We start from the raw sequence: 23,420 nt of genomic DNA on the forward strand, positions 1-23,420 counted from the left end.
AGGAAAAGAAAATGAAGAAAATTTTAGCATTTGCATTATCAGCAATTGTAGGAGTCTCAGCATTAAGTGGCTGCTCAAGTGGAGACACGGGTGCAGGAGCGAAAGAAAAAGTAATTCGCGTCGGTGTAACTGGAACGGATGGAGACGCTTGGGAAATTTTGAAGAAAAAAGCTGAAAAAGAAGGGATTAAGATTAAACTGGTGGAGTTCTCTGATTATACAACTCCAAATAAAGCTTTAGCTGATGGAGATATTGAATTAAACTCATTTCAGCATATTGCTTTCTTAGAGCAATTTAAAAAAGAGCATAAGTTAGATATTACAGCTGTTGGTACAACGCAAATTGCGCCAATGGGTTTATACTCTGAAAAATATAAGAAGGCAAATGAAATTCCAGATGGTTCAGAAATTGCAATTCCAAACGATCCAACGAACCAAGCACGTGCATTAAAACTTCTTGATGCAGCTGGAGTATTAAAGCTTAAAAAAGATTTTGGCTTATTTGGAGATCCAAGCGGCATTGCTGAAAATCCGAAGAAGTTAAAAATCACGCCGGTTATCGCACAGCAAACACCTCGTGTGTTAAAAGATGTAGCGGCATCAGTTATTAATAACGGTGTTGCTGGTCAAGCTGGATTAGATCCAGCGAAGGATCCTATTTTCTTAGAAGATCCAAAGAATGAAAATGCGAAGCCTTATATTAATATTTTCGCAGCTCGTACGAAAGATAAAGATGATCCAACACTGAAAAAAGTAATTGAATTGTATCATTCAAAAGAAGTAACAGATGCAATTAAGAAAGAAACGAATGATGGTTCAATTTCAGTTGATCTTTCACTTGAGGAGCTTGAAAAAATCGTAAAATAATGATTGGGTTTAATGGACTAACAGAAGGAACCCCTCCGCTGTTAGTTCGTTCAACATATAATCTACTTAACAAACGAACCCTAATTCTGTACCTTCCAATTTTGTATAACGTAGAATCCAATGTTTGTTAAGTAGAGTAATGGACCAGGAGTTTTCCTGGTCTTTTTTTATGAATGAAAGTAGCTAGCGAACAGTAAGGTAATCCAAATTATAATGGGATAAGAAAATAAGCTGAAAAGGAGTGTAATTACGAATTGCTTTTGATGAATTAAGTGTTTTTTTGATAAAACAAAGAAAATAGAAAAGAGAGTAATGAAAAATGCTGATATTACGCCGGGGTTATAGGAGCGATAAATGAAAAACAAAATAATATGTTGAACAGAGTTAAAGAAGATGGCCCCTTGTATAAAAATAATCCAGCATATAGAAGACAAGAAGTTAAGTTGATATAGAAAGACGATAAGTAATACAAAGATTGTTAATACGGAAATGGCAATGAAAAATTGTTGGCTAGTTATAAGGCGGATTGAAAATTGATTAGCAAGGTATTGTGGCATTTGGAAAGCTTCTTCAAGGTTATGAATGAAAAATAATAAGGGAATGATCCAGAGTATAGTAGTGGAATGCTTTTTCATCAACTTACATCACTCCAATAAAGTATAGAAAGCCTAAAAAAGGCCCTCTATACAGATAGTTATTCAATTATGATATTTTTTAAATTATTTTCATGATGCTCTCGTTCTTTCGGATAAGCAGCTAGCTCCTCTTGCAAAATATTTAATATTTGCTTAGCTGATTGCTGGATTGGATTAGGTAGCTCTTCTAATATATGCATCCCGACTTTTACTTTTGTACGAATTACCCTTCGTAGTAGTTCCTCATGCATGCACTACACCTCCAAACCGAATGTTTAGTATATCTTCTTCAAATTTTGCTCCTTGAATAGAAAGGTGTGTTAACGTTTTTGGCAATGTAATATTTCGTTTCACAGAGCCAGCTCGAATAATTAGCTCATCACCTTTTTGATTTAATGAAAGTTCACTTTTGTTTGAGAAGGGAATAGAAAGAATGAAAATATAATCATCGCCATCTTTTCTTACATATTGTGTGCGGCCGTTAAATTTAACTTCAGTAGGACAATGATCAGTTTTAAATAAAGCATCTCCTACACGCTCTAACATAGGTAAACCAACAACTTCTTGTTCAAACATTGGAGCTTCGTAAATAGGAAGTGGATCAAAACTATTTTGAATTAATGTTTTATATTTCTTTTGCGTATCTTTCCATGCTTGAAAATAAGGATCGGTGACGGTGTTAGGGATGACGCGATTAATCATAATGGCATCTACGTTATAATCGTATAAATTTAAATAAGTAAAGCTACGCTGAGCTTCTTTAATGACCATTTTTTCAGGATTTACAACGATGCGGATACTTGTTACTTCTCGGTTTGATAAAATATCTCTCATTTCTCCGAGCTGTTCAAGTGTATTTGTTAATTCGTCCATAATATCGTCGGTTGGAAGAGGGACACCAAGGAGTGGTTGAGCTACAGGACGAACGACTTTTAAAACTTTTCTTTTAATAGGAAACAATTTTTCCATTCACCAGCCGAGCATGTCTGGAAAACTTAGCATTGCTAATGTTTCTCCTGTTGGAGCGCAATCAATGATGATAACATCATATGTGTTTTGTTTATAATAATCGAGTACGCGAAGTAAGCTAATTAAATCTTCCATACCAGGAAACATCGTTAATTCTTCTGTTGTAATATCATCAGCTGCTTTGGAAGTGAATAGTAAGGTAATGTATTTCTGTAACTTTCCCCAACCTTTTTCCATTTCATAAATCGTATTAATTTCTTGTGCCCATAAATTTTCACGGATTTCTAATGGCTCAGAAGATAACTTTATACCAAATGAATCTCCTAAACTATGAGCAGGATCTGTACTCATTACTAAAGTTTTTAATCCTTGCTTCGCACTTTGAAGTGCTGTTGCTGCTGAAATGCTAGTTTTTCCTACGCCGCCTTTACCTGTATACAAGATAATTCTCATCATTCATATCCCCTTTGTTTCGAATGTCGAATATTACGAGTATCGAAGTAAATGATTGAATAAAAACCCAGATAGGGTTTTATTCAATCGGAATGTTTTTCATTTTAGGTGTAGAAACCTTTTCTTCTGTTTTTTGCTGTGAGGTAGCGATGTGATTCATAATCTTTTGGAAGATTTGTAGTAAGAATGCTTTTTCTTCTTCTGACAATGCTTCTGTCACTAAGCTAAAGTAATGGGCTGCATTTTGTTTTACTTCTTGAACGAGCATTACGCCGGTTTCTGTTAACCGAATTAATACAATACGTCGGTCGTTTTCATCACGGTAGCGTTCAATATATCCCTTTTTTACAAGGCGATTTACAACGCCCGTCGTTGTACTCATCGGTATATCAAGAAGATCAGCAATTTTTGTCATTGTAATCTCTGTATTTCGTTCCATCCAAAGTAAACAAAATACTTCTGTTTTGGAAAGTGTTAAATCAAGGCTTACCCATTCTTCAGGATAGAAAAGTTTCTTGGCGTTATCTAGCAGTAAGTCTAAAAAATGTTCATATTGCAACAATTAATTCCACTCCCGTATATTTCGAGATTCGTAATATTTATTTTTATTTTATGCAGAATAGAAATAAATGTCAATCATTTTAATTGTTTTTTCAGATTAGGCAGAAAACTTTCTTTAAAATAGTATTCTTTTATGATAGATTTATAAATATAAAATTAGAATTTACATAAAAATCCATCATGGTAAATATACTTATCTATAATGGGTATACAGCTAACGAGGGGGAGAACGATGAGAAGACGTAATACGCAAGCGTTCACGTTTTTAGCATGGACTTCATTTGTTTGTGCGCTTTCAGGTATGCTAATTGGGATTTATACGTTAGATGAAACGCTTAGTGTAAAAGGATACTATTTAATTGGAACATTATTTTTAACGATGTCTTGTTTTGTATTACAAAAAACAATTCGTGATAATGAAGAAGATAACGAGAGATTTCCGAAAAATAAACCGTTAGATAAAGAGTAAATTGTAAAGAAAGGCATTTGCCTTTCTTTTTTTATGTAAAAATGGCGTAAGTACTCTGTGTTGACTTGCTTGAAGTACTGAAAATTTGGTATCATCAATAGTATTGTAGATTGAACGATATATTATGGAGGTGGCCTAGCCGTGTCAAGAATTTCCGTTGAGAATGTAAAGCACGTAGCACATTTAGCACGTCTTGCAATTACTGATCAAGAAGCAGAAAAATTTCAAAAACAACTAGATGCAATTGTTACATTTGCAGAACAGTTAAATGAATTAGATACAACAGATGTAAAACCAACAACTCATGTATTAACTATGAAAAATGTTATGCGTGAAGATGTACCAGAAAAAGGTTTACCAGTCGAAGAAGTATTAAAAAATGCACCGGATCACAAAGATAATCAAATCCGTGTTCCAGCAGTATTAGAATAGAGGAGGGGAATTTCGATGTCATTATTTGATCATTCAGTATCAGAGTTACATAAGAAGTTAAACAACAAAGAAATTTCCGTTACGGATTTAGTAGAAGAATCTTACAAACGTATTGCGGATGTTGAAGATAACGTAAAAGCTTTTCTTACATTAGATGAAGAAAATGCACGCGCAAAAGCGAAAGAATTAGATGCAAAAATCGGCGCTGAAGATAATGGTTTATTATTCGGTATGCCAATTGGTGTAAAAGATAACATTGTAACTAACGGTCTTCGTACAACTTGTGCGAGCAAAATGTTAGCAAACTTCGATCCAATTTATGATGCGACAGTTGTGCAAAAGCTAAAAGCTGCTGACACAATTACAATCGGTAAATTAAACATGGACGAGTTCGCAATGGGTTCTTCAAATGAAAACTCAGGATTCTACGCTACGAAAAACCCATGGAACTTAGATTACGTTCCAGGCGGATCTAGTGGTGGTTCTGCAGCAGCTGTAGCAGCAGGAGAAGTACTATTCTCTCTAGGTTCTGATACGGGTGGTTCTATCCGTCAGCCAGCTGCATATTGCGGTGTTGTAGGTTTAAAACCAACTTACGGACGCGTATCTCGTTACGGATTAGTAGCATTCGCATCTTCACTTGACCAAATCGGACCGATTACACGTACAGTAGAAGACAATGCATACTTATTACAAGCTATTTCAGGTATTGACCGCATGGATGCAACTTCTGCAAACGTTGAAGTTGGAAACTATTTAGCTGGTTTAACAGGCGATGTTAAAGGTTTACGCATTGCTGTACCGAAAGAATACTTAGGCGAAGGTGTTGGCGAAGAAGCTCGTGAGTCAGTACTAGCTGCTTTAAAAGTATTAGAAGGTATGGGCGCAACTTGGGAGGAAGTATCTCTTCCACACTCTAAATACGCTCTAGCAACGTATTACTTACTATCTTCTTCTGAAGCATCTGCTAACCTTTCACGCTTTGATGGCGTGCGTTACGGTGTTCGTTCTGATAATGTAAATAACTTATTAGATCTTTACAAAAACACACGTAGTGAAGGTTTCGGTGATGAAGTTAAACGTCGTATTATGCTTGGTACATTTGCTCTTAGCTCTGGTTACTATGATGCATATTACAAAAAAGCACAACAAGTACGTACATTAATTAAGAACGACTTTGAAAATGTATTTGCTAACTATGATGTTATTATTGGACCAACAACACCAACTCCTGCATTTAAAGTGGGAGAAAAAGTTGACGATCCAATGACAATGTATGCAAATGACATTTTAACAATCCCAGTAAACTTAGCGGGTGTTCCAGCGATTTCAGTTCCATGTGGATTCGGTGCTAACAACATGCCACTTGGTCTACAAATCATTGGTAAACACTTCGATGAAGCGACAATTTACCGCGTTGCACATGCGTTTGAGCAAGCAACAGACTATCATACAAAAAAAGCAAGTCTGTAAGGAGGCGAGCATAGATGAATTTAGAAACAATTATTGGTTTAGAGGTTCACGTTGAGTTAAAAACAAATTCGAAAATTTTCTCTGCGAGTCCAACAGAATTCGGAGCGGAGCCAAATACACAAACAAGTGTAATTGACTTAGGATACCCAGGGGTACTTCCTACTTTAAATAAAGAAGCAGTTAACTTTGCAATGAAAGCTGCAATGGCATTAAACTGTGAAATCGCAACGGAAACGAAGTTTGACCGTAAAAACTATTTCTATCCAGATAACCCGAAAGCTTATCAAATCTCTCAATTTGATAAGCCAATTGGTGAAAATGGTTGGATTGAAATCGAAGTAGACGGTAAAAAGAAACGTATCGGTATTACACGTCTTCATTTAGAAGAAGATGCTGGTAAATCAACGCATACAGCTGATGGTTCATTAGTAGACTACAACCGTCAAGGTATGCCTTTAATCGAGATCGTATCGGAGCCAGATATGCGTACGCCAGAAGAAGCATATGCATACTTAGAGAAGTTAAAATCAATCATTCAATACACTGGTGTATCTGATTGTAAGATGGAAGAAGGTTCTCTGCGTTGTGATGCGAACATTTCTCTTCGTCCAGTTGGACAAGAGAAGTTCGGTACAAAAGCGGAACTGAAAAACTTAAACTCATTCACTTACGTACAAAAAGGTCTTGAGCATGAGCAAGTGCGCCAAGAAAAAGAACTGTTATCTGGTGGTATCATCCAACAAGAAACACGTCGTTATGATGAAGCAACGAAGAAAACAATCTTAATGCGTGTGAAAGAAGGATCTGACGATTACCGTTATTTCCCGGAGCCAGACTTAGTTGAACTTTACATCGACGATGAGTGGAAAGAAGCAGTTCGTGCCTCTATTCCAGAACTTCCAGATGCGCGTAAAGCTCGCTACGTTGCAGAAATTGGCTTACCAGCTTATGATGCACACGTATTAACATTAACGAAAGAAATGTCTGATTTCTTTGAAGCAACTGTTGCAGACGGTGCTGATGCGAAATTAACATCGAACTGGTTAATGGGTGAAGTACTTGCATACTTAAACAAACAACAAAAAGAATTAAAAGACGTTGCATTAACGCCTGCTGGTTTATCTAAAATGGTTCAATTAATTGAAAAAGGTACAATTTCTTCTAAAATCGCGAAGAAAGTATTTAATGAATTAATTGAAAAAGGTGGAGACCCAGAAGAAATCGTTAAAGCGAAAGGTCTTGTTCAAATTTCTGACGAGGGTACACTTCGTAAAGTTGTAACAGAAATTCTTGATAATAATGAGCAATCTATCGAAGACTTTAAAAACGGTAAAGACCGTGCAATTGGCTTCTTAGTTGGTCAAATTATGAAAGCTACAAAAGGACAAGCAAATCCACCGCTTGTTAACAAAATCTTACTTGAAGAGATTAATAAGCGATAATAGTAGTGACTTTTAAAGATTAAGCAGAAAAACACCCGTACATGGGTGTTTTTCTAGGTTAATCAAACGTTTGTTTAAATGAGACAAAATCGTTTAAACAAACGTTTGATTAACTGTCAAAAGTGGAAAAATGTTTGTATAGCAACTATGGTATGATAGTTGCAAAAAGGTGGGAATAATGATAAATCTAAACATAGAGGTTTTTTTCATCTCATGAAATAATAGATAGTTATTATTCGTTATATGTAAATTTTTATGGAAGAATGGATAGAAATAAAGTGAAACTTTAATCAGTAGGAGGTTCATCCAACACTGATTATTAGCTCTCACCAATCGGGCATTTACTGCCCGCAAATAGCGGGATAAATTTTTTGGTCAAATAAAAAAACCATTGAAATGAATATTTACTTTTGATGGACTACACGAATCGGGTTCTTACTGCCTGTTTGAGCGGGATAAAAGAAGGATAGCAAGATGAGAGGAGGTAGGCATGGGAATACTGAATAGAAGTTCAGTATGTTCTTTTTCGATACATAAAGAAATTTCCTGTGCTAATAAATGATGAAGCGAGCAAGAATTATTTATAATCCTACTTCTGGGCGTGAGCTATTTAAGAAGAGCTTACCAGAAGTATTACAAAAATTAGAACAAGCTGGCTATGAGACATCTTGTCATGCGACAACGGGTCCTGGAGACGCTACTGTGGCGGCGAGGCAAGCTGCGGATCGTAAGTTTGATGTTGTTATTGCGGCTGGTGGCGACGGTACGTTAAATGAAGTAGTAAACGGTTTAGTTGGGCATGAATTCCGTCCGAAATTTGGAATTATTCCAGTTGGAACGACAAATGACTTTGCACGTGCGATTGGTGTACCTCGTTCTATTGAAGAGGCAGCAGATATTATTTGCGAAGGAAAAACAGTGCCATTAGACCTTGGTAGAGCGAACGATACATATTTTATTAACATCGCTGGTGGCGGTCGTATTACAGAATTAACATACGAAGTACCGAGTAAGTTAAAGACAGTATTAGGACAACTTGCTTATTACCTAAAAGGTATCGAGATGTTACCATCATTGCATCCGACATATGTTGAAATTGAGTATGATGGAAAGTTACTACAAGAAGAAATTACGATGTTTTTAATTACGAATACTCGTTCAGTAGGTGGATTTGAAAAGGTAGCACCGTATGCATCTATTAACGATGGGTTATTTGACCTATTAGTACTGAAAAAAGGTTCTATCGCTGATTTAATTAAAGCAGCAACACAAGCACAACGTGGTGAACATATTAATAATCCAAAAGTGTTATATACACAAGCGAACCGAATTAAAGTACATTCACCAGATAAATTAATGATTAATTTAGATGGTGAGTATGGTGGAGATGCACCGATGGAATTCGAAAATATATATCATTGTTTAGAACTATTTGTTCCTGAACATCAAGAGGATGCCCTGTAAAGGCATCCTTTTTTACTTTGTTAAAATGAATTGTAAATTGGGAGTTAGTTTGATTTTTATGGTATTTTTACAATTCTTTTATTTTACATCCATACTTTATTGATACACTGGAAGAGATAAGAAATGAGAGGTAGGGTGCTATGGAGAAGGTAAAGGCGATATTATTTGATAAAGATGGGACATTAATGGATTTTCATTCAATATGGATAAAAGTAGCTGAAGAGCTTGTAGCTGAATGTATAAGTTTATACCATTTACCAAGTACAATAGGGCAGACCTTATTAGAAGAGATTGGTGTAGAGGGAGCATTTGTTAATCCGAGGAGTGCAATAGCTGCTGGAACAAGCCTTGATGTAGCGAAGGGGCTTTGTAATTATATTGAGTCTGCTAGAGAAGAAGAGATGCATCAGTGGGTAAGTGAGAAGTTATTTTCCCTTATGTATGAGCATCGTTCGCATATGAAAATGACAGCGGATTTACCGAAAGTGTTACAGGCATTAAAAGATAAAGGATTTATATTAGGGGTAGTCACGGCGGATGATTTCGCACCAACAGAATTATTTTTAAAACAATATAAGTTGGAGAACTTTTTTGATTATATTATAGCCTCGGATACATTCCCTGCGCAAAAACCAGATAAAAAGATTATAGAAGTGTTTTGTGAGAAATTTAATTTAGAATCATGTGAGGTTGCGGTTGTTGGAGATACGCCAACTGATTTACATTTAGCTAAAAATGGCGATTGCTATGCAATTGGGGTGCTATCTGGTACGGGAGACCGTCCAACATTAGAACCACTTGCTGATTTAGTGTTAGATTCTGTTGAAGAGTTTATTTCTCAATCGGGTGAGTTTTTCTGGGAGAAAGAAAAGTCTAATGTGTAAGGAAAATAAGTCTATAAAGACTCTTAATGAGTCTTTGTAGACTTATTTTTTATACCTGGATACAAAGAATATAGGATAAATGCTAGAAAAGAAAGTTGGCATATATTTTGCAATAAGAAGAGAAAACAATGTAAAGAAAAGGATGGGGTACGCAATGAACACAAAAAAATTTGCTAAAGTAAATGAACAAATTCCAGGACCGAAAGCGGCATCTTTATTAGAACGCCGTCAAAATATAGTACCAAAAGGAGTAAGTAACGGCATCCCAACGTTTGTACAATCTGCAAATGGTGCTCTTGTAACAGATGTTGATGGCAATCAGTACATTGATTTTGCAGGAGCAATCGGGACAATTAACGTAGGGCATTGTCATCCAACGGTTAAAGAAGCGCTCCATAAACAAGTCGATCAATACATTCATACTGGATTTAATGTCATGATGTATGAGCCATATATTGAATTAGCAGAAAAGCTTGCGGCATTGGCACCAGGAAGTTTCGATAAGCAAGTCCTATTTTTAAATAGTGGTGCAGAAGCAGTTGAGAACGCGGTGAAAATTGCTCGTAAATATACGAAGAGATCTGGTATTATCGCATTTTCTAAAGGTTTCCACGGGCGTACATTAATGACAATGACGATGACAAGTAAAGTGAAGCCATATAAATTTGGGTTTGGTCCCTTTGCTCCAGAAGTATATAAAGCGCCATTTCCATACGAATACCGTCGCCCAGAGGGATTAACGGAAGAGCAGTATGATGATTTTATTATTGAAGAGTTTAAGAACTTCTTCATATCGGAAGTAGCACCAGAAACAATCGCAGCTGTTGTAATGGAACCTGTTCAAGGGGAAGGTGGATTTATCGTCCCAAGTAAGAAATTTGTTCAAGAAGTACGCCGCATTTGTTCAGAGAACGGCATCTTATTTGTAGCGGATGAAATACAAACAGGCTTTAGTCGTACAGGAAAATATTTTGCAATTGATCACTATGATGTCGTTCCAGATTTAATTACGGTGTCTAAATCATTAGGTGCTGGTGTACCGATAAGTGGTGTCATTGGACGTAAAGAAATTATGAATGAGTCTGCACCAGGTGAACTTGGTGGAACGTATGCAGGAAGTCCATTAGGATGTGCAGCTGCATTAGCTGTTCTCGATGTAATAGAAAATGAGAAATTAAATGATAGAGCGATAGAATTAGGAAAAGTCGTAATGAACCGATTCGAAGAGATGAAAAATAAATATCATTGCATCGGTGATGTGCGTGGGTTAGGCGCAATGTGTGCATTTGAGGTCGTTCAAGATCGTAAGACGAAAGCACCTGACAAAACGTTAACGGCTAATCTATGTGCAGAAGCAAATAAGCGTGGGTTACTTTTATTATCAGCAGGAACGTATGGAAATGTTATCCGTGTGTTAATGCCTTTAATTATTACAGATGAGCAACTTGAAGAAGGATTAACAATAATTGAAGAATCGTTGCAAGCTTGCTATGAGCAAACAAACATCGCTCGCGTGTAAAAACTGAAGTATAAATAGCAAACATTCTAGCTGACTCTATATTAAATGCAGAAAATTCACTTTATAATAAAGGTAGTGAAGTGGATCGATGGATTTGAAGTTAGGGGTGGCTAGGATGGTTGCAGAAAAGGAACGAGTGTTAATGGATTTAAAAGATGTATTTGAATATGCATTTGACGAAATTTTTGTTACAGATGAGCAAGGGATCGTTGTGCGTGTAAATAGTACATGTGAAAGGCACTACCAACTAGCTGCAGAAGAGTTAGTTGGTAAGCATGTAAAAGAACTACAAAAGAATGGAATCTTTTATCCATCAGCGACATTAGAAGTGATTGAAAAAAAGAGGCCAATTGAACTCGTTCAAACTACAAAATCAGGAGAGTATTTACACGTTCGTACAAGGCCTGTTTTTGATGATGAGGGAAATTTAAGAAGAGTGATTAGTTATTCTCGCGACCTTACTGAACTCTATCAATTACGTCAAAAGGTAGAGGAAATGGATAATCAGCTAAAAACATATAAAAAAGAATTAAGAGAAACATATGAGCATGAAGGACTTATTTTTAAAAGTCTAGCTATGCAAAAAATAGTCGATACAATCAAAAAAGTATCTGTAGTGGATAGTACTGTTCTCGTTTTAGGCGAGACTGGAGTAGGAAAAAGTCGATTAGTACGCCATTTACATGAAGTGAGTCACCGTAAGCATGAAAGTTTCTATGAAATTAATTGTGCGGCATTGCCAACTAATTTAATTGAATCGGAGCTCTTTGGATATTCAGGTGGATCTTTTACAGGTGCGAATCGTGAAGGGAAAAAGGGACTATTAGAATCCGCGCATAAAGGAACTCTTTTTTTAGATGAAATCGGTGAAATGCCGATTGAAATTCAAGCGAAGCTTTTGCAAGTATTGCAAGAAAAAACATTTCGTCCTATAGGCGGAAGAGAATTAAAAAAAGTGGATGTTCGAATTGTGGCGGCAACAAATAGAGATTTAAGCGAGATGGTGAAACAAGGAACATTTCGGAAAGATTTATACTATCGTTTGAATGTTATTCCAATTGCAATTCCCCCGCTTAGGGAGAGAACAGAAGATATTTTGCCGCTGATTTATCATTACTTGCAGCACTTTAATAAAAAGTACGGACGTGATGTGAAACTAGCGCCGAGTACGTTACAAATGTTTGTCGGATATCCGTGGGAAGGAAACAATAGAGAAATAGAGAATGTAATTGAGAGAATTGTTATTACTGTCGATGATGTTGTAACGGTAGAGGATTTGCCACTCTCTATGCAAGAGGCTGCAGTTGAACAATCAGGGCGAAGTCTTTATAAAATGCTGGAAGAGGTAGAGAGAAATATTATTCTTAAAGCGTATAAAACGTATGGATCAAGTTATAAAGTGGCTGAGTTTTTGCAAATTAGTCAATCTGCTGCTACTAGGAAAATTAAGAAGTTCATAGAGGAGGAAGAAAATATTGGATAAAAAGGCGACTTTCGTAAGTATAGATAAAAAGGCGATGTATATAAATGGTGAGTGGATTACACTACAAGAACAAATTGAAGTAAATAATCCTGCGACGAAGGAAATATTTGCAACTGTACCAAAAGGCGGAGTAACAGAGGCAAAGCAAGCTGTTGATGCTGCGCATGAAGCTTTTAAAACGTGGTCTAAGTTAACGGCAGCAGATCGTGCCACGAAGTTAAAAAAGTGGTTTACGCTTATTGATGAAAATAAAGAAGAGATCGCAGCGATTATGACGAAGGAACAAGGAAAGCCGTTTGCAGAAGCGCTTGGTGAAGTAAATTATGCAAACAGTTTTGTTGAATGGTATGCAGAAGAGGGGAAACGCGTATACGGTGAAATGATTCCTGCTTCTCATCCGAATAAGCGCATTTTAGTTATGAAGCAACCAGTTGGCGTTATGGCAGCTATTACACCTTGGAACTTCCCAGCTGCTATGATTACGAGAAAGGTAGCCCCAGCGCTTGCAGCAGGCTGTACAGCCGTTGTGAAACCAGCAAGTCAAACGCCATTAACTGCATTGAAATTAGCTGAATTAGCCCATGAAGCAGATATTCCAAAGGGCGTAATCAATATCGTAACAGGTAGTGCAAAAGCAATTGCTGATACATGGATGGAAGATGGTCGCGTTCGAAAAGTGTCCTTTACAGGGTCAACGGAAATCGGGAAAGAGTTAATGGCTAGTGCGGCGCAAACGATGAAAAAAGTTTCGCTTGAGTTAGGGGGACACGCTCCGTTTATCGTAATGAATGATGCAGATTTAGATAAAGCAGTAGAAGCGGTGATTGGTTCGAAATTCCGTAATGCAGGACAAACGTGTATATGTACAAACCGAGTATTCGTTCAAGAAGAAGTATACGAAGTATTTGTAGAGAAGTTCCAAAAGGCAGTAGGGCAGTTGAAAGTAGGAGACGGTTTCGGTGACGGAACGACTGTCGGGCCACTTATTGATGAGAATGCAGTTTCAAAAGTACAAGAACATATTGAAGATGCTATTCAAAAAGGTGGAACAGTTTTATATGGTGGTCAAAAGGTCGCAGAGTTAGAGGGACATTTCATTCAACCGACTGTAATTGGGTTGGCAAATGATACGATGATTTGTATGAATGAAGAAACATTTGGGCCAGTGGCACCAGTTGCGAAATTTAAAACAGTTGATGAAGTAATTGAACGTGCAAATAATACACCATACGGTTTAGCTGCGTATATTTTCACGAAAGACATTAGCCAAGCATTCCAAATTAGTGAAGCGCTAGAGTACGGTATTATTGGTCTAAACGATGGTCTTCCATCAATTGCACAAGCACCATTCGGTGGATTTAAAGAAAGTGGTATCGGCCGTGAAGGAGGCCATTTCGGCATCGAGGAATATTTAGAAATTAAATATATTTCATTAGGACTATAAGTAGTATACTAGAATCTCTATAAGGTAACAGAGAAGGAGATTCTAGTATGGTATATTGGCTATTATTACTTGTTACAATTATTTTTGAAGTAGCTGGAACAATCGCAATGAAACTATCAAATGGTTTAACAAAGCTCGTTCCAAGTGTACTTATTTTCGTATTTTATGGAATTTGTTTCAGCGTGTTTGCTATCGTCGTTAAAAAGATTCATTTAAGTATTGCTTATGCCATTTGGTCTGGCGTTGGAACGTTACTTATTACAATCATTAGTGTTTACTTTTTTAAAGAGCATATTAGCTTATTCCAAGCATTTTGTATTCTCTTTATTGTTTTGGGTGTCATTGGGCTTAAGGTTTCATCGGCATCATGAAAGCTATCTTTTGTAGAAGATAGCTTTTTTCTATTTGTGCAGTTAGCAATTAATACGACAAAATATGACAAGAAAGAGTAAAGCGTTTTGTTATGATACATATGAAATATTGTCTTATGTGGAGGAAAGAGTATGTTAAAAAAGGTGAGTCAAATTGTTTTAATTTTTGGCATAGCTTTTAGTTTAAGTGCTTGCACTGAGACTAAAGATAGTAATGAAAGTAAACAAGAAGATGTTCAAGATAAAGTGTATAAAATAGGGGAGACAGTAGACGTAGATGGTTTGCAAGTAACTATCGATTCAGTTGAATTAGGATATCCGGATTATGATGAGGATAAAAAGAAAGAAGAGATTTTGGGGGTTGTTTTCAAAGTGGAAAATAATAGTGAAAAGGAAATACCTTTTGCATTTTATGAATTTGAGATTACCGATAAGAAAGGTACAAGATTTAAAGAATATAATAACCCTGATAGCTTTATTAGTAAAAAGTTAGCACCAGATGAAAAAATCCAAGATATCATGCTATTTGATGTAGCGAAAGAAAATACGTATATCGCTACGTATAGACCGGAGTTTACGCGTGAAAATAGAACGATAAAATTTGAATTGAAACCAAATAAATAAAAAACACATTGGATTATCCAATGTGTTTCTTATGGTAATTAATTTAAAACGCCCAGTTACCTTTACGGAAGATAGGCTCATGTCTGCCATCAGCTGTAATACCATCGATATCAAGCTCAGCGGATCCAATCATGAAGTCGTTGTGTGTAATACTAGCGTTTGCGCCGTTTTCAGCAAGTTCTTCTTTAGACATTGTTTTTCCGCCAACTAAGTTAAATGCATAAGCATTTCCGATTGCAAGGTGGCAAGATGCATTTTCGTCAAATAGTGTATTGTAGAATAAAACATTTGTGTTTGAAATTGGTGAGTCATGAGGTACTAAAGCTACTTCTCCTAAGAAGTGAGAACCTTCATCTGTTTCTACTAAATGTTTTAAAGCTTCTTCACCAGCTTCAGCTTTATAGTCTACGATACGTCCGTTTTCAAATGTTAACGTGAAATTATCGATAATATTACCTGCAAATACTAACGGTTTTGTACTAGAAACTTGGCCGTTTACACCTGTTTTAAGTGGCATTGTAAATACTTCTTCAGTTGGAATATTAGCCATAAATGGTACGTTCTTTTCATTTAAGCTACCAGCACCAGCCCATACATGTTTTTCTGGAAGTTCGATTGTTAAATCTGTTCCAGGACCTGTATAGTGAAGAGCTTTATAATGCTTTTCGTTTAAGTAATCCACTTTTGTATGTAATGTTCCATCATGTTCTTTCCATGCTTCTACAGGATTTTCTAAATCAGCACGAGTAGCTTTGAAAATAGCATCCCATAACTTTGCTTCTTGTTCTTCTGGCGCTACGTCAGGGAATACTTTCGCAGCCCATTCTTTCGTAGGAACAGAAATTACACACCAGCTTACTTTATCGGCTTGTACGTAATCACGGTATACTTTCATCGCTTCTCCAGCTACTTTATGAGCTGTTGCGATACGTGTTGCTTCTACACCTTTTAATAAATCAGGGTTTTCTGCATAGATAGACATAAATGCAGCGCCTTCTTTTGCTAATTCTTCACGAGCATGTGCTTTCCAAGAAGGGAATTCAGAGAAAGCTTCTTCAGGAGCTAGATCGAACTTTAAGCGTGTTAACGTCTCATCATTCCAATCCACATATACGTGTTTTGCACCAGATTTATATGCTTTCTCTGTAACGAGGCGTACAAATTGTACAGCTTCAAGAGGTGCACTAATTGATAAAGTTTGTCCAGGTTGAATATTAACACCAACATTAACTGCAAGAGCAGCATATTTCTCTAACGTTTGTTCAAATGACATATGTATAATCTCCTTTAATTTGAAAGATTTCTTACTATATATAATACAAGAAAATTCTAAAAATATATATAAATATAAAGTAAAAAGAGAGCTCAAAATGTATTGAGCTCTTACATTTACTTAATTGAAGAAGCAAACTGCTCTACAGTCGTTGTATGGTGTATACGAACGCGCTTCATCTTTAACAATTCATCAGGTTCACCCTTCGTAATGAATTGCCCAGGCTTTGTCGTCGTCGCAAATTGATAATACTTCTTCGTTTCTGCAACAACCTTATCATCTACATGACCGAATGGATAAGCAATCGCGATAACAGGCTTACCTGTTATTTTTTCTAGCTTTTCTTTTGAACCTTTTAACTCTTCCTCATAGTTTTTAATTTTCGGCAAGTCTGCATGTGTTGCAGTATGAGATTGCACCGAGAAAATGCCGGAATCAACCATTTCTTTTATTTCAGAAGTAGACAATGCTCCTTCTACATCAACGTTATCAACAATCATATATTCTGTTGCTGCCGGTTTAAAAGTATCATCTTTTAGCTTTTGTAAAACGCGAAATGCATTCATATTATTTTTCATACCGTCATCAAATGTAACGAAAATCGGTTTATTTACTTTATTTATATCGCCCCAGCGTTCAAACGTTAACAGCGTATAACCATTGTCCTTTAAATGTTTCATTTGTGCTTCAAAGTTAGCTGGTGATACGAATAAGTCTTTAATACCTTGACCATGATAATCATCAATTGCGTGATACATAAGAACAGGAACCTTTTGTTCGAAAGTAATAGTAGATTTCGTAAGCGGGATTGTTTTCCCATCTTCTTTCATTCCTGTTGCTTCAATTTGGAACTCACCGCGTTTTCCTTCAAATTCCTTTATATCAAAAGGAAGTGTGAATTGCTTCTCTTTTTCTTTAGAAGAAAAAGATTTAGCACTTTCCTTGCCATCAGCTGTGCGCCAAATTTTATATTGTACTTCATTTAAAGAATCTTTTATGTCTGTAATATGAATACTTGTGTTTGTAGATTCGTGTGTGATGGGAGTATAAGAAATTTTACCTTGTTCTTGTAGAGTCTCTTTTTGTATAGCTACTTCTTGAACCTTTTTCTCTTTTTTAGGTTCTTGGCTTACATTGCTAGTATTGCAGCCTGCTAGAATGGCAGACGTACATAAAGCAATTGCTGCGTATTTTCTCATAAAAATCACCTTCTATTGTGTAGTATGTTGCATATTGACATTAAAATCCCCACCGCTATAAGAGTGGTGGGGATATACCCTTGTTCATCATATCATTTGAAGAAAATGAGGGGAATATGATTTTTAGGAGGCTATTAAGGTAATAGATTAGTGACTTTGAATAGATGTATTTTTTTGTTTCTTATTAGAATTAATAATAATATAACCGACTACAAAGATAAGAGGAATAATGAAGACATAGATAGGCATTCCCCATACATAATAGCTTTTCAGCGTTAAGACTAGTAAATGTAAGAAATCGAAAATTGCGTGGGCTTTCATAATATCCTCCAATGGTTTTTTGAAAATTATAACATTTTTAACTTGTTATTTGTATAATTTGGAAAGTGATTTAAGCTAATTTTAAAGTAAGAAGAAGACTTATTAATATGCAATTTTGCATACAGATATGGGTTTTATTAAAATATAAAGATTTTATACTATAATAAAAACCGCTATAAAACTAAGTAAGAATAATGTATGGAGTGGAGAATAGAAATGAAATATAAAAAAATAATATATATCTTTTTCATTTCACTATTTATAGTTGGTTGCCAAAGTGAAGTGAGTAAAGCGAATAGTGTGGAAGAGTATATTCCATCGCATCTTATGAATGCGGAAGTGACGGCGGATATTATGACACTAGAGATGGATCTTGATACACGTAAAAAAGTAGAGGTTATTACTAAAAAGATGAGTGATCATGTGAAGAATGATAAAGAGTGGTACGTAAACTACATATCAGGGCATATAGATAAACAGGTGAAGCCGTATCATCCTAACTTTGGTATTACAGAAGAAGAATATAACTTTTTTAGAAACGCCGTTGAGAATAGTAGTTTATCTAATACAAGTGATGGAAAACTTCAATTTAAGCAAAAAAGTAACCATGAAATTGAAATTGTTTCAAGTAGAAACCTAGAACTATTCCAGCATCTAGTAATTGATACAGAGAAGAATATAATAAAAACTTCTTTTGGAGAATGTCAGTATGTTGGAGAAATAAAGCCATCTTCAGAAAAAAGAATATTAGGTCGAGTAAATGGCAAACAATGGATGTTACAAAAAGAAAATTTAATCTATTTATTCTCTTTAGGAAAGCTTGAAGGAGAAGATAAATCTGTTATGGTTATTTCAGTAAAAGGCATACACGAAGGAAAACTTATTAGTAACGAGGAAGTAGTCGAATTCCGTTCGATTTCATAAAGAATCAAAAAAATCACCTTACTCGTTAAAGTAAGGTGATTTTTTATTAAATAAACAATCCAGCGATTGTCGCAGATAAAATAGAAGCAAGTGTTGATGCAAATAGCATTTTCCAACCAAATTTAGAAACAACGCTTCCTTGTTTTTCAGAAAGGGCACGGATTGTACCAACGATTGCACCAATTTGGCTAATACTTGCGAAGCTAATTAAGAATACTGTAACGATTCCAACTGTACGTGGAGCTAATGTTGTAGCTGTGTCTTTTAAATCAAGGATTGCTACAAACTCATTTAAAACAATCTTTGTACCCATAATACCACCGGCTGGGATAATATCTTGAGTTGGAATACCCATTAAGAATGCGAATGGAGAAAGTATATAACCGAAGATTTGTTGTAAAGTAACAGCATGTCCCATTGCGCCTGAAGCTGCACTAATTACGTAGTTTACAACTTCCATTACACCGATAAAGGCGATCATTAATGCGGCAACGATACCAGCTACTTTTAAACCATCAAGCGCACCGTTAATCATTGCGCCGATAAAGCTGTCTCCGAATAGAGTTCTATCAAATTTTTGAATCACTTCATCTTCTTTTTTCGTATCAACTGGTGTTAATAACGAACAAACGATTAAGCTTGAGAATAAGTTTAGCGGAAGAGCTGCTAGTACGTATTTTGCATCTAACATCATTACGTATGATGCTGTAACAGAAGCAGAAACGGAGCTCATCGCAGAACAACAAATGATAAACATACGGTTTTTATTGAAATGCTGTAAATCGTTTTTAATAACGATTAACGCTTCACTTGAACCGAAGAATACAGAGTTTACTGCGTGGAATGACTCAACGCGTGGCAAACCAGTAATTTTTGAAATTGCACCGCCGACAACACGAACGATGAATGGTAAAACACCTAAATAACTAAAGATTGAAAGTAGTGCTGAGAAAAATACGATAATTAATAATACGTTTAAGAAAAAGACAAAATCTCTGTGAATTCCATTAAAGAGAAAATCGACACCTGTCGTACCAAGTTTAATTAGTTTGTTGAAAACTTTACTAATGAAAATAATGATTTGTTGACCAACCTTTGTAGCAAACATAAACCAACCGATTAAAATTTGGAAACCAATCATAATTGCAATTGCACGGAAGTTGATTTTACTTTTGTTGTTTGACAAAGCAAAACATAAACCTAACACGGCAAGAATACCGATAATGCTCATTACATATTGCATGTAGTTGCCCCTTTCAGAAGTTCGTATAAAGTTTGTACATAAAACGCTCGTTATATTACTAAAAATAAAAGAACAAGGTTTTATGTCATACGTAAGATGTCTGACCTTTTAGAAAAATAAAAATAAAAAAAGACCCATATGGATTCACTTTCATCTATGAGAGAAAGCTAATCAATATGAGTCCTTTTTTGCGCATAGGCTAATATTCATTAGTTTTCCCCATAGTCCAGCAATTTAAGGTTGCCGGGTAGAAACTCTCGATCCATATTATCAAGTATATATGAGGTAACATCGTCCGTATTAAATTAGTAGTAGCGTAACATTAACAGAGAAGTATCGTCAATAGCTTTTTTTCTTCCAATAGAAAAAGACCATATAAGTATGATAAAATGTAACGCAGTGTTATGAAAAAGAGAGGTCGGAAAATGAGTACTAAAATGACGCCACCAGTTGAGAAAAACGAGTTTATAGATGTAGTATTTGAAGATTTAACACATGATGGTGCCGGTGTTGCGAAAGTAAAGGGCTATCCTATTTTCGTTAAAAACGGATTACCAGGTGAAGAAGCGCAAATTAAAATTATTAAAGTGAAGAAAAACTTTGCATTTGGTCGTTTAATGAAGCTTCATACAGAAAGTCCATATCGTAAAGATGCTGAATGCCCAGTATATAATCAGTGCGGCGGTTGTCAGCTTCAGCACTTAACTTATGAAGGACAATTACAAGCGAAAGAAAAACAAGTACGTGACGTTATGCAGCGTATTGGAGGACTAGGTGATGTTCCTGTTCATCCTGTACTTGGCATGAAGAACCCGTGGGTATACCGCAATAAAGCACAAGTACCAATCGGAGAACGTGAAGGTGGGCTTGTAGCTGGTTTCTATCGCCAAGGAACGCATGACATCATTAATATGGAATCATGCTTAATTCAGGCAGAAGAAAACGATACATTAATCCAAGAAGTAAAACGTATTTGTGAAAAGCACGGTATCACTGCGTACAACGAAGAGCGTAACAAAGGAACACTTCGTCACGTAATGGCTCGTTACGGACAAGTAACAGGGGAAATTATGCTTGTCTTCATTACACGTACAGCAGAATTGCCGAACAAAAAAGCAATCATTGAAGAAATTGCAGCGAAATTCCCAGAAGTAAAATCAATTGTTCAAAACGTAAATACGAAGCGTACGAATGTAATTTTCGGAGACAAAACGACAGTACTGTACGGATCAGAATATATTTATGACTTTATCGGTGACATTAAATTTGCGATTTCAGCACGTTCATTCTATCAAGTAAACCCAGAACAAACGAAAGTGCTATACGATAAAACGTTAGAATACGCAAAATTAAATGGTAACGAAACAGTAATCGATGCCTATTGCGGAATCGGATCAATCTCGTTATTCCTAGCGCAAAAAGCGAAAAAAGTGTACGGCGTTGAAATCGTCCCAGAAGCAATCGAAGACGCAAACCGAAACGCAGCACTAAACAACATGACAAACGCTGAATTTGGCGTAGGAGAAGCAGAAGTAGTCATTCCAAAATGGTACAAAGAAGGCGTAATCGCCGACACAATGGTCGTAGACCCACCGCGTAAAGGCTGTGACGAAGCATTACTAAACACAATCATCGACATGAAGTCAAACCGCGTCGTATACGTATCGTGTAACCCAGCAACATTAGCACGTGATTTAAAAGTACTAGAAGAAGGCGGATATAAAACACAGGAAGTACAACCTGTTGATATGTTCCCGCATACGACGCATGTGGAGTGTGTGGCTTGGCTTAAGTTAGTATAATAGGAAAGCAGTTGATATAGGAAAAATCTATACCACCTGCTTTTTGGTTTACAAAAATACCATTCATAAGCGATTTTAGTTAAAATAAATATTGCTGATTTTCACAAATTATAAATTGAGATTTTGAAATTGTATTCATAGTGAGAGGATTTGAATTTGAAATGATAGATAATTTTTGGCGTGAATTACCACGACCATTTTTCGTACTTGCACCAATGGAAGATGTGACAGACGTTGTTTTCCGTCACGTAGTAAGTGAAGCAGGTCGTCCGGACGTATTCTTCACAGAGTTTACAAACTCGGATAGCTATTGTCATCCAGAAGGTATGAAAAGTGTACGTGGCCGTTTAATTTTTACAGAAGACGAACAACCGATGGTAGCACATATTTGGGGAGACAATCCTGAATACTTCCGTCAAATGAGTATCGGTATGGCAGAGCTAGGATTTAAAGGTATCGATATTAACATGGGTTGCCCAGTTCCGAACGTTGCATCAAGAGGAAAAGGTAGTGGCCTTATTCTACGTCCAGACGTTGCAGCAGAACTTATCCAAGCAGCAAAAGCGGGCGGACTACCTGTCAGCGTAAAAACAAGACTTGGCTTTAAAGAGTTAAGCGAGTGGGAAGATTGGTTAACGCACATTTTCAAACAAGATATTGCAAACCTTTCTATTCATTTACGCACAAGAGAAGAAATGAGCCAAGTAGATGCGCATTGGGAACTAATTCCGGAAATAAAAAAATTACGTGACCGCATTGCACCAAATACGTTAATAACAATCAATGGAGACATCCTTGATCGTAAAATGGGGCTGGAACTTGCTGGAAAATACGGCATTGATGGCGTAATGATCGGACGAGGAATCTTCAAAAATCCATTTGCTTTTGAAAAAGAGCCAAGAGAGCATAGCAGTAAAGAACATCTAGATCTTTTAAGACTACAGCTGGATTTACAAGATCAATATGCAGAAGTACTGCCACGCTCAATCACAGGGCTTCATCGCTTCTTCAAAATTTATGTAAAAGGCTTCCCTGGGGCTGCTGAATTGAGAAATCAATTGATGAGCACGAAATCTACTGATGAGGTGCGTGCTTTGTTGGATAGGTTTGAGGATAGTGTTGATGAGGTAGGGAGGGGATAGTGAAGTGATGTAATTTTTGAAAGTTAGGAGGGAATGGATTAATTACATCAATTTATGGGTACTTATTTTATTTAGTTTTGAGTGCCTTTGCAGAAGGAAAAGTTTGTTTTTGAAAGAAGAAGGTCTTAAAGATGTAATAAACCACAAGCAACTTTGGGTGACATATGCATGCTGCAGGCGTGGAGTGCTGTGCTGTGCGTTGTTAAAGTTAAAAGAATAAAGAGTTAGAATTGAGCAGATGGAGCAGATGGAGCAGATGGAGCAGATGGAGCAGTTGGTTACTTTAAGTAATAGATTTTGAATGTTCCCTCTGAATTAATTTCAATTACCATACGGAACATTTCAGTGGGAACATTCTTGTGTTTTATAAATTGTTTTATATTCTGTTCATTAGCAATGAACAGATACACGTTGTTTCATTACAGGC

General features: G+C 36.3%; 22 protein-coding genes, 1 pseudogene and 1 riboswitch. Of the genes and pseudogenes, 15 read left to right on the forward strand and 8 right to left on the reverse strand.

All coding sequences use genetic code 11. The features are described 5' to 3' along the window. Positions 1-11 precede the first annotated feature (11 nt). On the forward strand, positions 12-866 hold the full coding sequence (locus DN400_RS19435; protein WP_029441472.1) for a MetQ/NlpA family ABC transporter substrate-binding protein: 855 nt from the start codon (positions 12-14) through the stop codon (positions 864-866). A 167-nt stretch (positions 867-1,033) separates the two neighbouring features. Here the strand turns inward: DN400_RS19435 and DN400_RS19440 are convergent, their stop codons facing one another. The 4 genes and pseudogenes from DN400_RS19440 to DN400_RS19455 all read right to left on the reverse strand — a co-directional run bounded on the left by DN400_RS19440 (position 1,034) and on the right by DN400_RS19455 (position 3,485). Next, positions 1,034-1,501: an HXXEE domain-containing protein gene (locus tag DN400_RS19440; RefSeq protein WP_016083724.1), complete on the reverse strand. Its 468-nt coding sequence runs from the start codon at positions 1,499-1,501 to the stop codon at positions 1,034-1,036. A gap of 59 nt (positions 1,502-1,560) precedes the next feature. After that, a complete protein-coding gene (locus tag DN400_RS19445) occupies positions 1,561-1,752 on the reverse strand; it encodes a DUF3926 domain-containing protein (protein ID WP_000544108.1) in 192 nt (63 codons plus the stop codon). Then, positions 1,745-2,926 (reverse strand): annotated as a pseudogene (locus DN400_RS19450) (ArsA family ATPase). Before DN400_RS19450 ends, DN400_RS19445 begins: the two are co-directional and overlap by 8 nt. Positions 2,927-3,002: 76 nt before the next feature. Beyond that, positions 3,003-3,485: a MarR family winged helix-turn-helix transcriptional regulator gene (locus tag DN400_RS19455; protein WP_000942494.1), complete on the reverse strand. Its 483-nt coding sequence runs from the start codon at positions 3,483-3,485 to the stop codon at positions 3,003-3,005. 231 nt (positions 3,486-3,716) lie between these two features. Here DN400_RS19455 and DN400_RS19460 point away from each other — a divergent pair, with 231 nt between their 5' ends. The 11 genes from DN400_RS19460 (at position 3,717) to DN400_RS19510 (ending at position 15,089) form a co-directional block, all read left to right on the forward strand. Further along, on the forward strand, positions 3,717-3,953 hold the full coding sequence (locus DN400_RS19460; protein WP_001254393.1) for a YiaA/YiaB family inner membrane protein: 237 nt from the start codon (positions 3,717-3,719) through the stop codon (positions 3,951-3,953). Between the two features lie 141 nt (positions 3,954-4,094). After that, positions 4,095-4,385: an Asp-tRNA(Asn)/Glu-tRNA(Gln) amidotransferase subunit GatC gene (gene gatC / locus DN400_RS19465; protein WP_000086999.1), complete on the forward strand. Its 291-nt coding sequence runs from the start codon at positions 4,095-4,097 to the stop codon at positions 4,383-4,385. 15 nt (positions 4,386-4,400) lie between these two features. After that, a complete protein-coding gene (gene gatA / locus DN400_RS19470) occupies positions 4,401-5,858 on the forward strand; it encodes an Asp-tRNA(Asn)/Glu-tRNA(Gln) amidotransferase subunit GatA (protein WP_000051441.1) in 1,458 nt (485 codons plus the stop codon). A gap of 14 nt (positions 5,859-5,872) precedes the next feature. Next, a complete protein-coding gene (gene gatB / locus DN400_RS19475) occupies positions 5,873-7,300 on the forward strand; it encodes an Asp-tRNA(Asn)/Glu-tRNA(Gln) amidotransferase subunit GatB (RefSeq protein WP_001047683.1) in 1,428 nt (475 codons plus the stop codon). A 558-nt stretch (positions 7,301-7,858) separates the two neighbouring features. Next, positions 7,859-8,764 carry a diacylglycerol kinase gene (locus DN400_RS19480; RefSeq protein WP_000977679.1) on the forward strand — a complete coding sequence of 302 codons (906 nt, stop codon included), beginning with the start codon at positions 7,859-7,861 and terminating at the stop codon, positions 8,762-8,764. Between the two features lie 140 nt (positions 8,765-8,904). Continuing rightward, complete coding sequence (locus DN400_RS19485) at positions 8,905-9,648, forward strand: HAD family hydrolase (protein WP_098868230.1); 744 nt, start codon at positions 8,905-8,907, stop codon at positions 9,646-9,648. A gap of 154 nt (positions 9,649-9,802) precedes the next feature. Then, complete coding sequence (gene gabT, locus DN400_RS19490) at positions 9,803-11,167, forward strand: 4-aminobutyrate--2-oxoglutarate transaminase (protein WP_001093022.1); 1,365 nt, start codon at positions 9,803-9,805, stop codon at positions 11,165-11,167. A gap of 115 nt (positions 11,168-11,282) precedes the next feature. Beyond that, positions 11,283-12,650 carry a sigma-54 interaction domain-containing protein gene (locus DN400_RS19495; RefSeq protein WP_000225152.1) on the forward strand — a complete coding sequence of 456 codons (1,368 nt, stop codon included), beginning with the start codon at positions 11,283-11,285 and terminating at the stop codon, positions 12,648-12,650. Further along, the gene (gabD, locus tag DN400_RS19500) at positions 12,643-14,094 is read left to right on the forward strand and encodes an NADP-dependent succinate-semialdehyde dehydrogenase (RefSeq protein ID WP_147801871.1); all 1,452 of its coding nucleotides are present in this window, start codon (positions 12,643-12,645) and stop codon (positions 14,092-14,094) included. Before DN400_RS19495 ends, gabD begins: the two co-directional genes overlap by 8 nt. Positions 14,095-14,141: 47 nt before the next feature. After that, on the forward strand, positions 14,142-14,465 hold the full coding sequence (locus DN400_RS19505) for a DMT family transporter (RefSeq protein ID WP_000263262.1): 324 nt from the start codon (positions 14,142-14,144) through the stop codon (positions 14,463-14,465). A 132-nt stretch (positions 14,466-14,597) separates the two neighbouring features. Beyond that, positions 14,598-15,089 carry a DUF4352 domain-containing protein gene (locus DN400_RS19510; RefSeq protein WP_071714717.1) on the forward strand — a complete coding sequence of 164 codons (492 nt, stop codon included), beginning with the start codon at positions 14,598-14,600 and terminating at the stop codon, positions 15,087-15,089. Between the two features lie 43 nt (positions 15,090-15,132). Here the strand turns inward: DN400_RS19510 and DN400_RS19515 are convergent, their stop codons facing one another. The 3 genes from DN400_RS19515 to DN400_RS29595 form a co-directional block, all read right to left on the reverse strand. Further along, positions 15,133-16,362 (reverse strand): aminopeptidase, encoded by a 1,230-nt coding sequence (locus DN400_RS19515; RefSeq protein WP_071714718.1) that lies wholly within the window; start codon positions 16,360-16,362, stop codon positions 15,133-15,135. A gap of 116 nt (positions 16,363-16,478) precedes the next feature. Continuing rightward, positions 16,479-17,561 (reverse strand): polysaccharide deacetylase family protein, encoded by a 1,083-nt coding sequence (locus DN400_RS19520; RefSeq protein ID WP_098674851.1) that lies wholly within the window; start codon positions 17,559-17,561, stop codon positions 16,479-16,481. Between the two features lie 147 nt (positions 17,562-17,708). Beyond that, the gene (locus tag DN400_RS29595; protein WP_000643592.1) at positions 17,709-17,882 is read right to left on the reverse strand and encodes a hypothetical protein; all 174 of its coding nucleotides are present in this window, start codon (positions 17,880-17,882) and stop codon (positions 17,709-17,711) included. A gap of 216 nt (positions 17,883-18,098) precedes the next feature. On the opposite strand from DN400_RS29595, the gene DN400_RS19525 reads away from it, so the two are divergent. Next, positions 18,099-18,806: a hypothetical protein gene (locus DN400_RS19525; RefSeq protein WP_147801872.1), complete on the forward strand. Its 708-nt coding sequence runs from the start codon at positions 18,099-18,101 to the stop codon at positions 18,804-18,806. Positions 18,807-18,852: 46 nt separating this feature from the next. Here the strand turns inward: DN400_RS19525 and DN400_RS19530 are convergent, their stop codons facing one another. After that, a complete protein-coding gene (locus DN400_RS19530) occupies positions 18,853-20,049 on the reverse strand; it encodes a NupC/NupG family nucleoside CNT transporter (protein ID WP_016083714.1) in 1,197 nt (398 codons plus the stop codon). A 202-nt stretch (positions 20,050-20,251) separates the two neighbouring features. After that, positions 20,252-20,353, reverse strand: a riboswitch (purine riboswitch). Between the two features lie 121 nt (positions 20,354-20,474). Between DN400_RS19530 and rlmD the strand changes: the two genes are divergently transcribed. Then, positions 20,475-21,851, forward strand: a complete 1,377-nt coding sequence (gene rlmD, locus DN400_RS19535; RefSeq protein ID WP_065229670.1) for a 23S rRNA (uracil(1939)-C(5))-methyltransferase RlmD — start codon at positions 20,475-20,477, stop codon at positions 21,849-21,851. A gap of 161 nt (positions 21,852-22,012) precedes the next feature. After that, positions 22,013-22,993, forward strand: a complete 981-nt coding sequence (locus DN400_RS19540; protein ID WP_065229671.1) for a tRNA dihydrouridine synthase — start codon at positions 22,013-22,015, stop codon at positions 22,991-22,993. The last annotated feature ends 427 nt before the right edge of the window (positions 22,994-23,420 follow it).

It is taken from the genome of Bacillus sp. AR8-1, assembly GCF_008042345.1.
Lineage (GTDB): Bacteria > Bacillota > Bacilli > Bacillales > Bacillaceae_G > Bacillus_A > Bacillus_A cereus.

Excerpts from the sequence above, each read along its gene's own strand:
- DN400_RS19460 (WP_001254393.1), top strand. The coding sequence starts at position 3,717 with ATGAGAAGACGTAATACGCAAGCGTTCACGTTTTTAGCATGGACTTCA.
- DN400_RS19495 (WP_000225152.1), top strand. The coding sequence starts at position 11,283 with ATGGTTGCAGAAAAGGAACGAGTGTTAATGGATTTAAAAGATGTATTT.
- DN400_RS19485 (WP_098868230.1), top strand. The coding sequence starts at position 8,905 with ATGGAGAAGGTAAAGGCGATATTATTTGATAAAGATGGGACATTAATG.
- DN400_RS19540 (WP_065229671.1), top strand. The coding sequence starts at position 22,013 with ATGATAGATAATTTTTGGCGTGAATTACCACGACCATTTTTCGTACTT.
- DN400_RS19440 (WP_016083724.1), bottom strand. The coding sequence starts at position 1,501 with ATGAAAAAGCATTCCACTACTATACTCTGGATCATTCCCTTATTATTT.
- gatA (WP_000051441.1), top strand. The coding sequence starts at position 4,401 with ATGTCATTATTTGATCATTCAGTATCAGAGTTACATAAGAAGTTAAAC.
- DN400_RS19445 (WP_000544108.1), bottom strand. The coding sequence starts at position 1,752 with ATGCATGAGGAACTACTACGAAGGGTAATTCGTACAAAAGTAAAAGTC.
- DN400_RS29595 (WP_000643592.1), bottom strand. The coding sequence starts at position 17,882 with ATGAAAGCCCACGCAATTTTCGATTTCTTACATTTACTAGTCTTAACG.
- DN400_RS19530 (WP_016083714.1), bottom strand. The coding sequence starts at position 20,049 with ATGCAATATGTAATGAGCATTATCGGTATTCTTGCCGTGTTAGGTTTA.
- DN400_RS19435 (WP_029441472.1), top strand. The coding sequence starts at position 12 with ATGAAGAAAATTTTAGCATTTGCATTATCAGCAATTGTAGGAGTCTCA.
- DN400_RS19510 (WP_071714717.1), top strand. The coding sequence starts at position 14,598 with ATGTTAAAAAAGGTGAGTCAAATTGTTTTAATTTTTGGCATAGCTTTT.
- gatB (WP_001047683.1), top strand. The coding sequence starts at position 5,873 with ATGAATTTAGAAACAATTATTGGTTTAGAGGTTCACGTTGAGTTAAAA.
- DN400_RS19505 (WP_000263262.1), top strand. The coding sequence starts at position 14,142 with ATGGTATATTGGCTATTATTACTTGTTACAATTATTTTTGAAGTAGCT.
- DN400_RS19480 (WP_000977679.1), top strand. The coding sequence starts at position 7,859 with ATGATGAAGCGAGCAAGAATTATTTATAATCCTACTTCTGGGCGTGAG.
- DN400_RS19525 (WP_147801872.1), top strand. The coding sequence starts at position 18,099 with ATGAAATATAAAAAAATAATATATATCTTTTTCATTTCACTATTTATA.
- DN400_RS19515 (WP_071714718.1), bottom strand. The coding sequence starts at position 16,362 with ATGTCATTTGAACAAACGTTAGAGAAATATGCTGCTCTTGCAGTTAAT.
- gabT (WP_001093022.1), top strand. The coding sequence starts at position 9,803 with ATGAACACAAAAAAATTTGCTAAAGTAAATGAACAAATTCCAGGACCG.
- rlmD (WP_065229670.1), top strand. The coding sequence starts at position 20,475 with ATGAGTACTAAAATGACGCCACCAGTTGAGAAAAACGAGTTTATAGAT.
- DN400_RS19520 (WP_098674851.1), bottom strand. The coding sequence starts at position 17,561 with ATGAGAAAATACGCAGCAATTGCTTTATGTACGTCTGCCATTCTAGCA.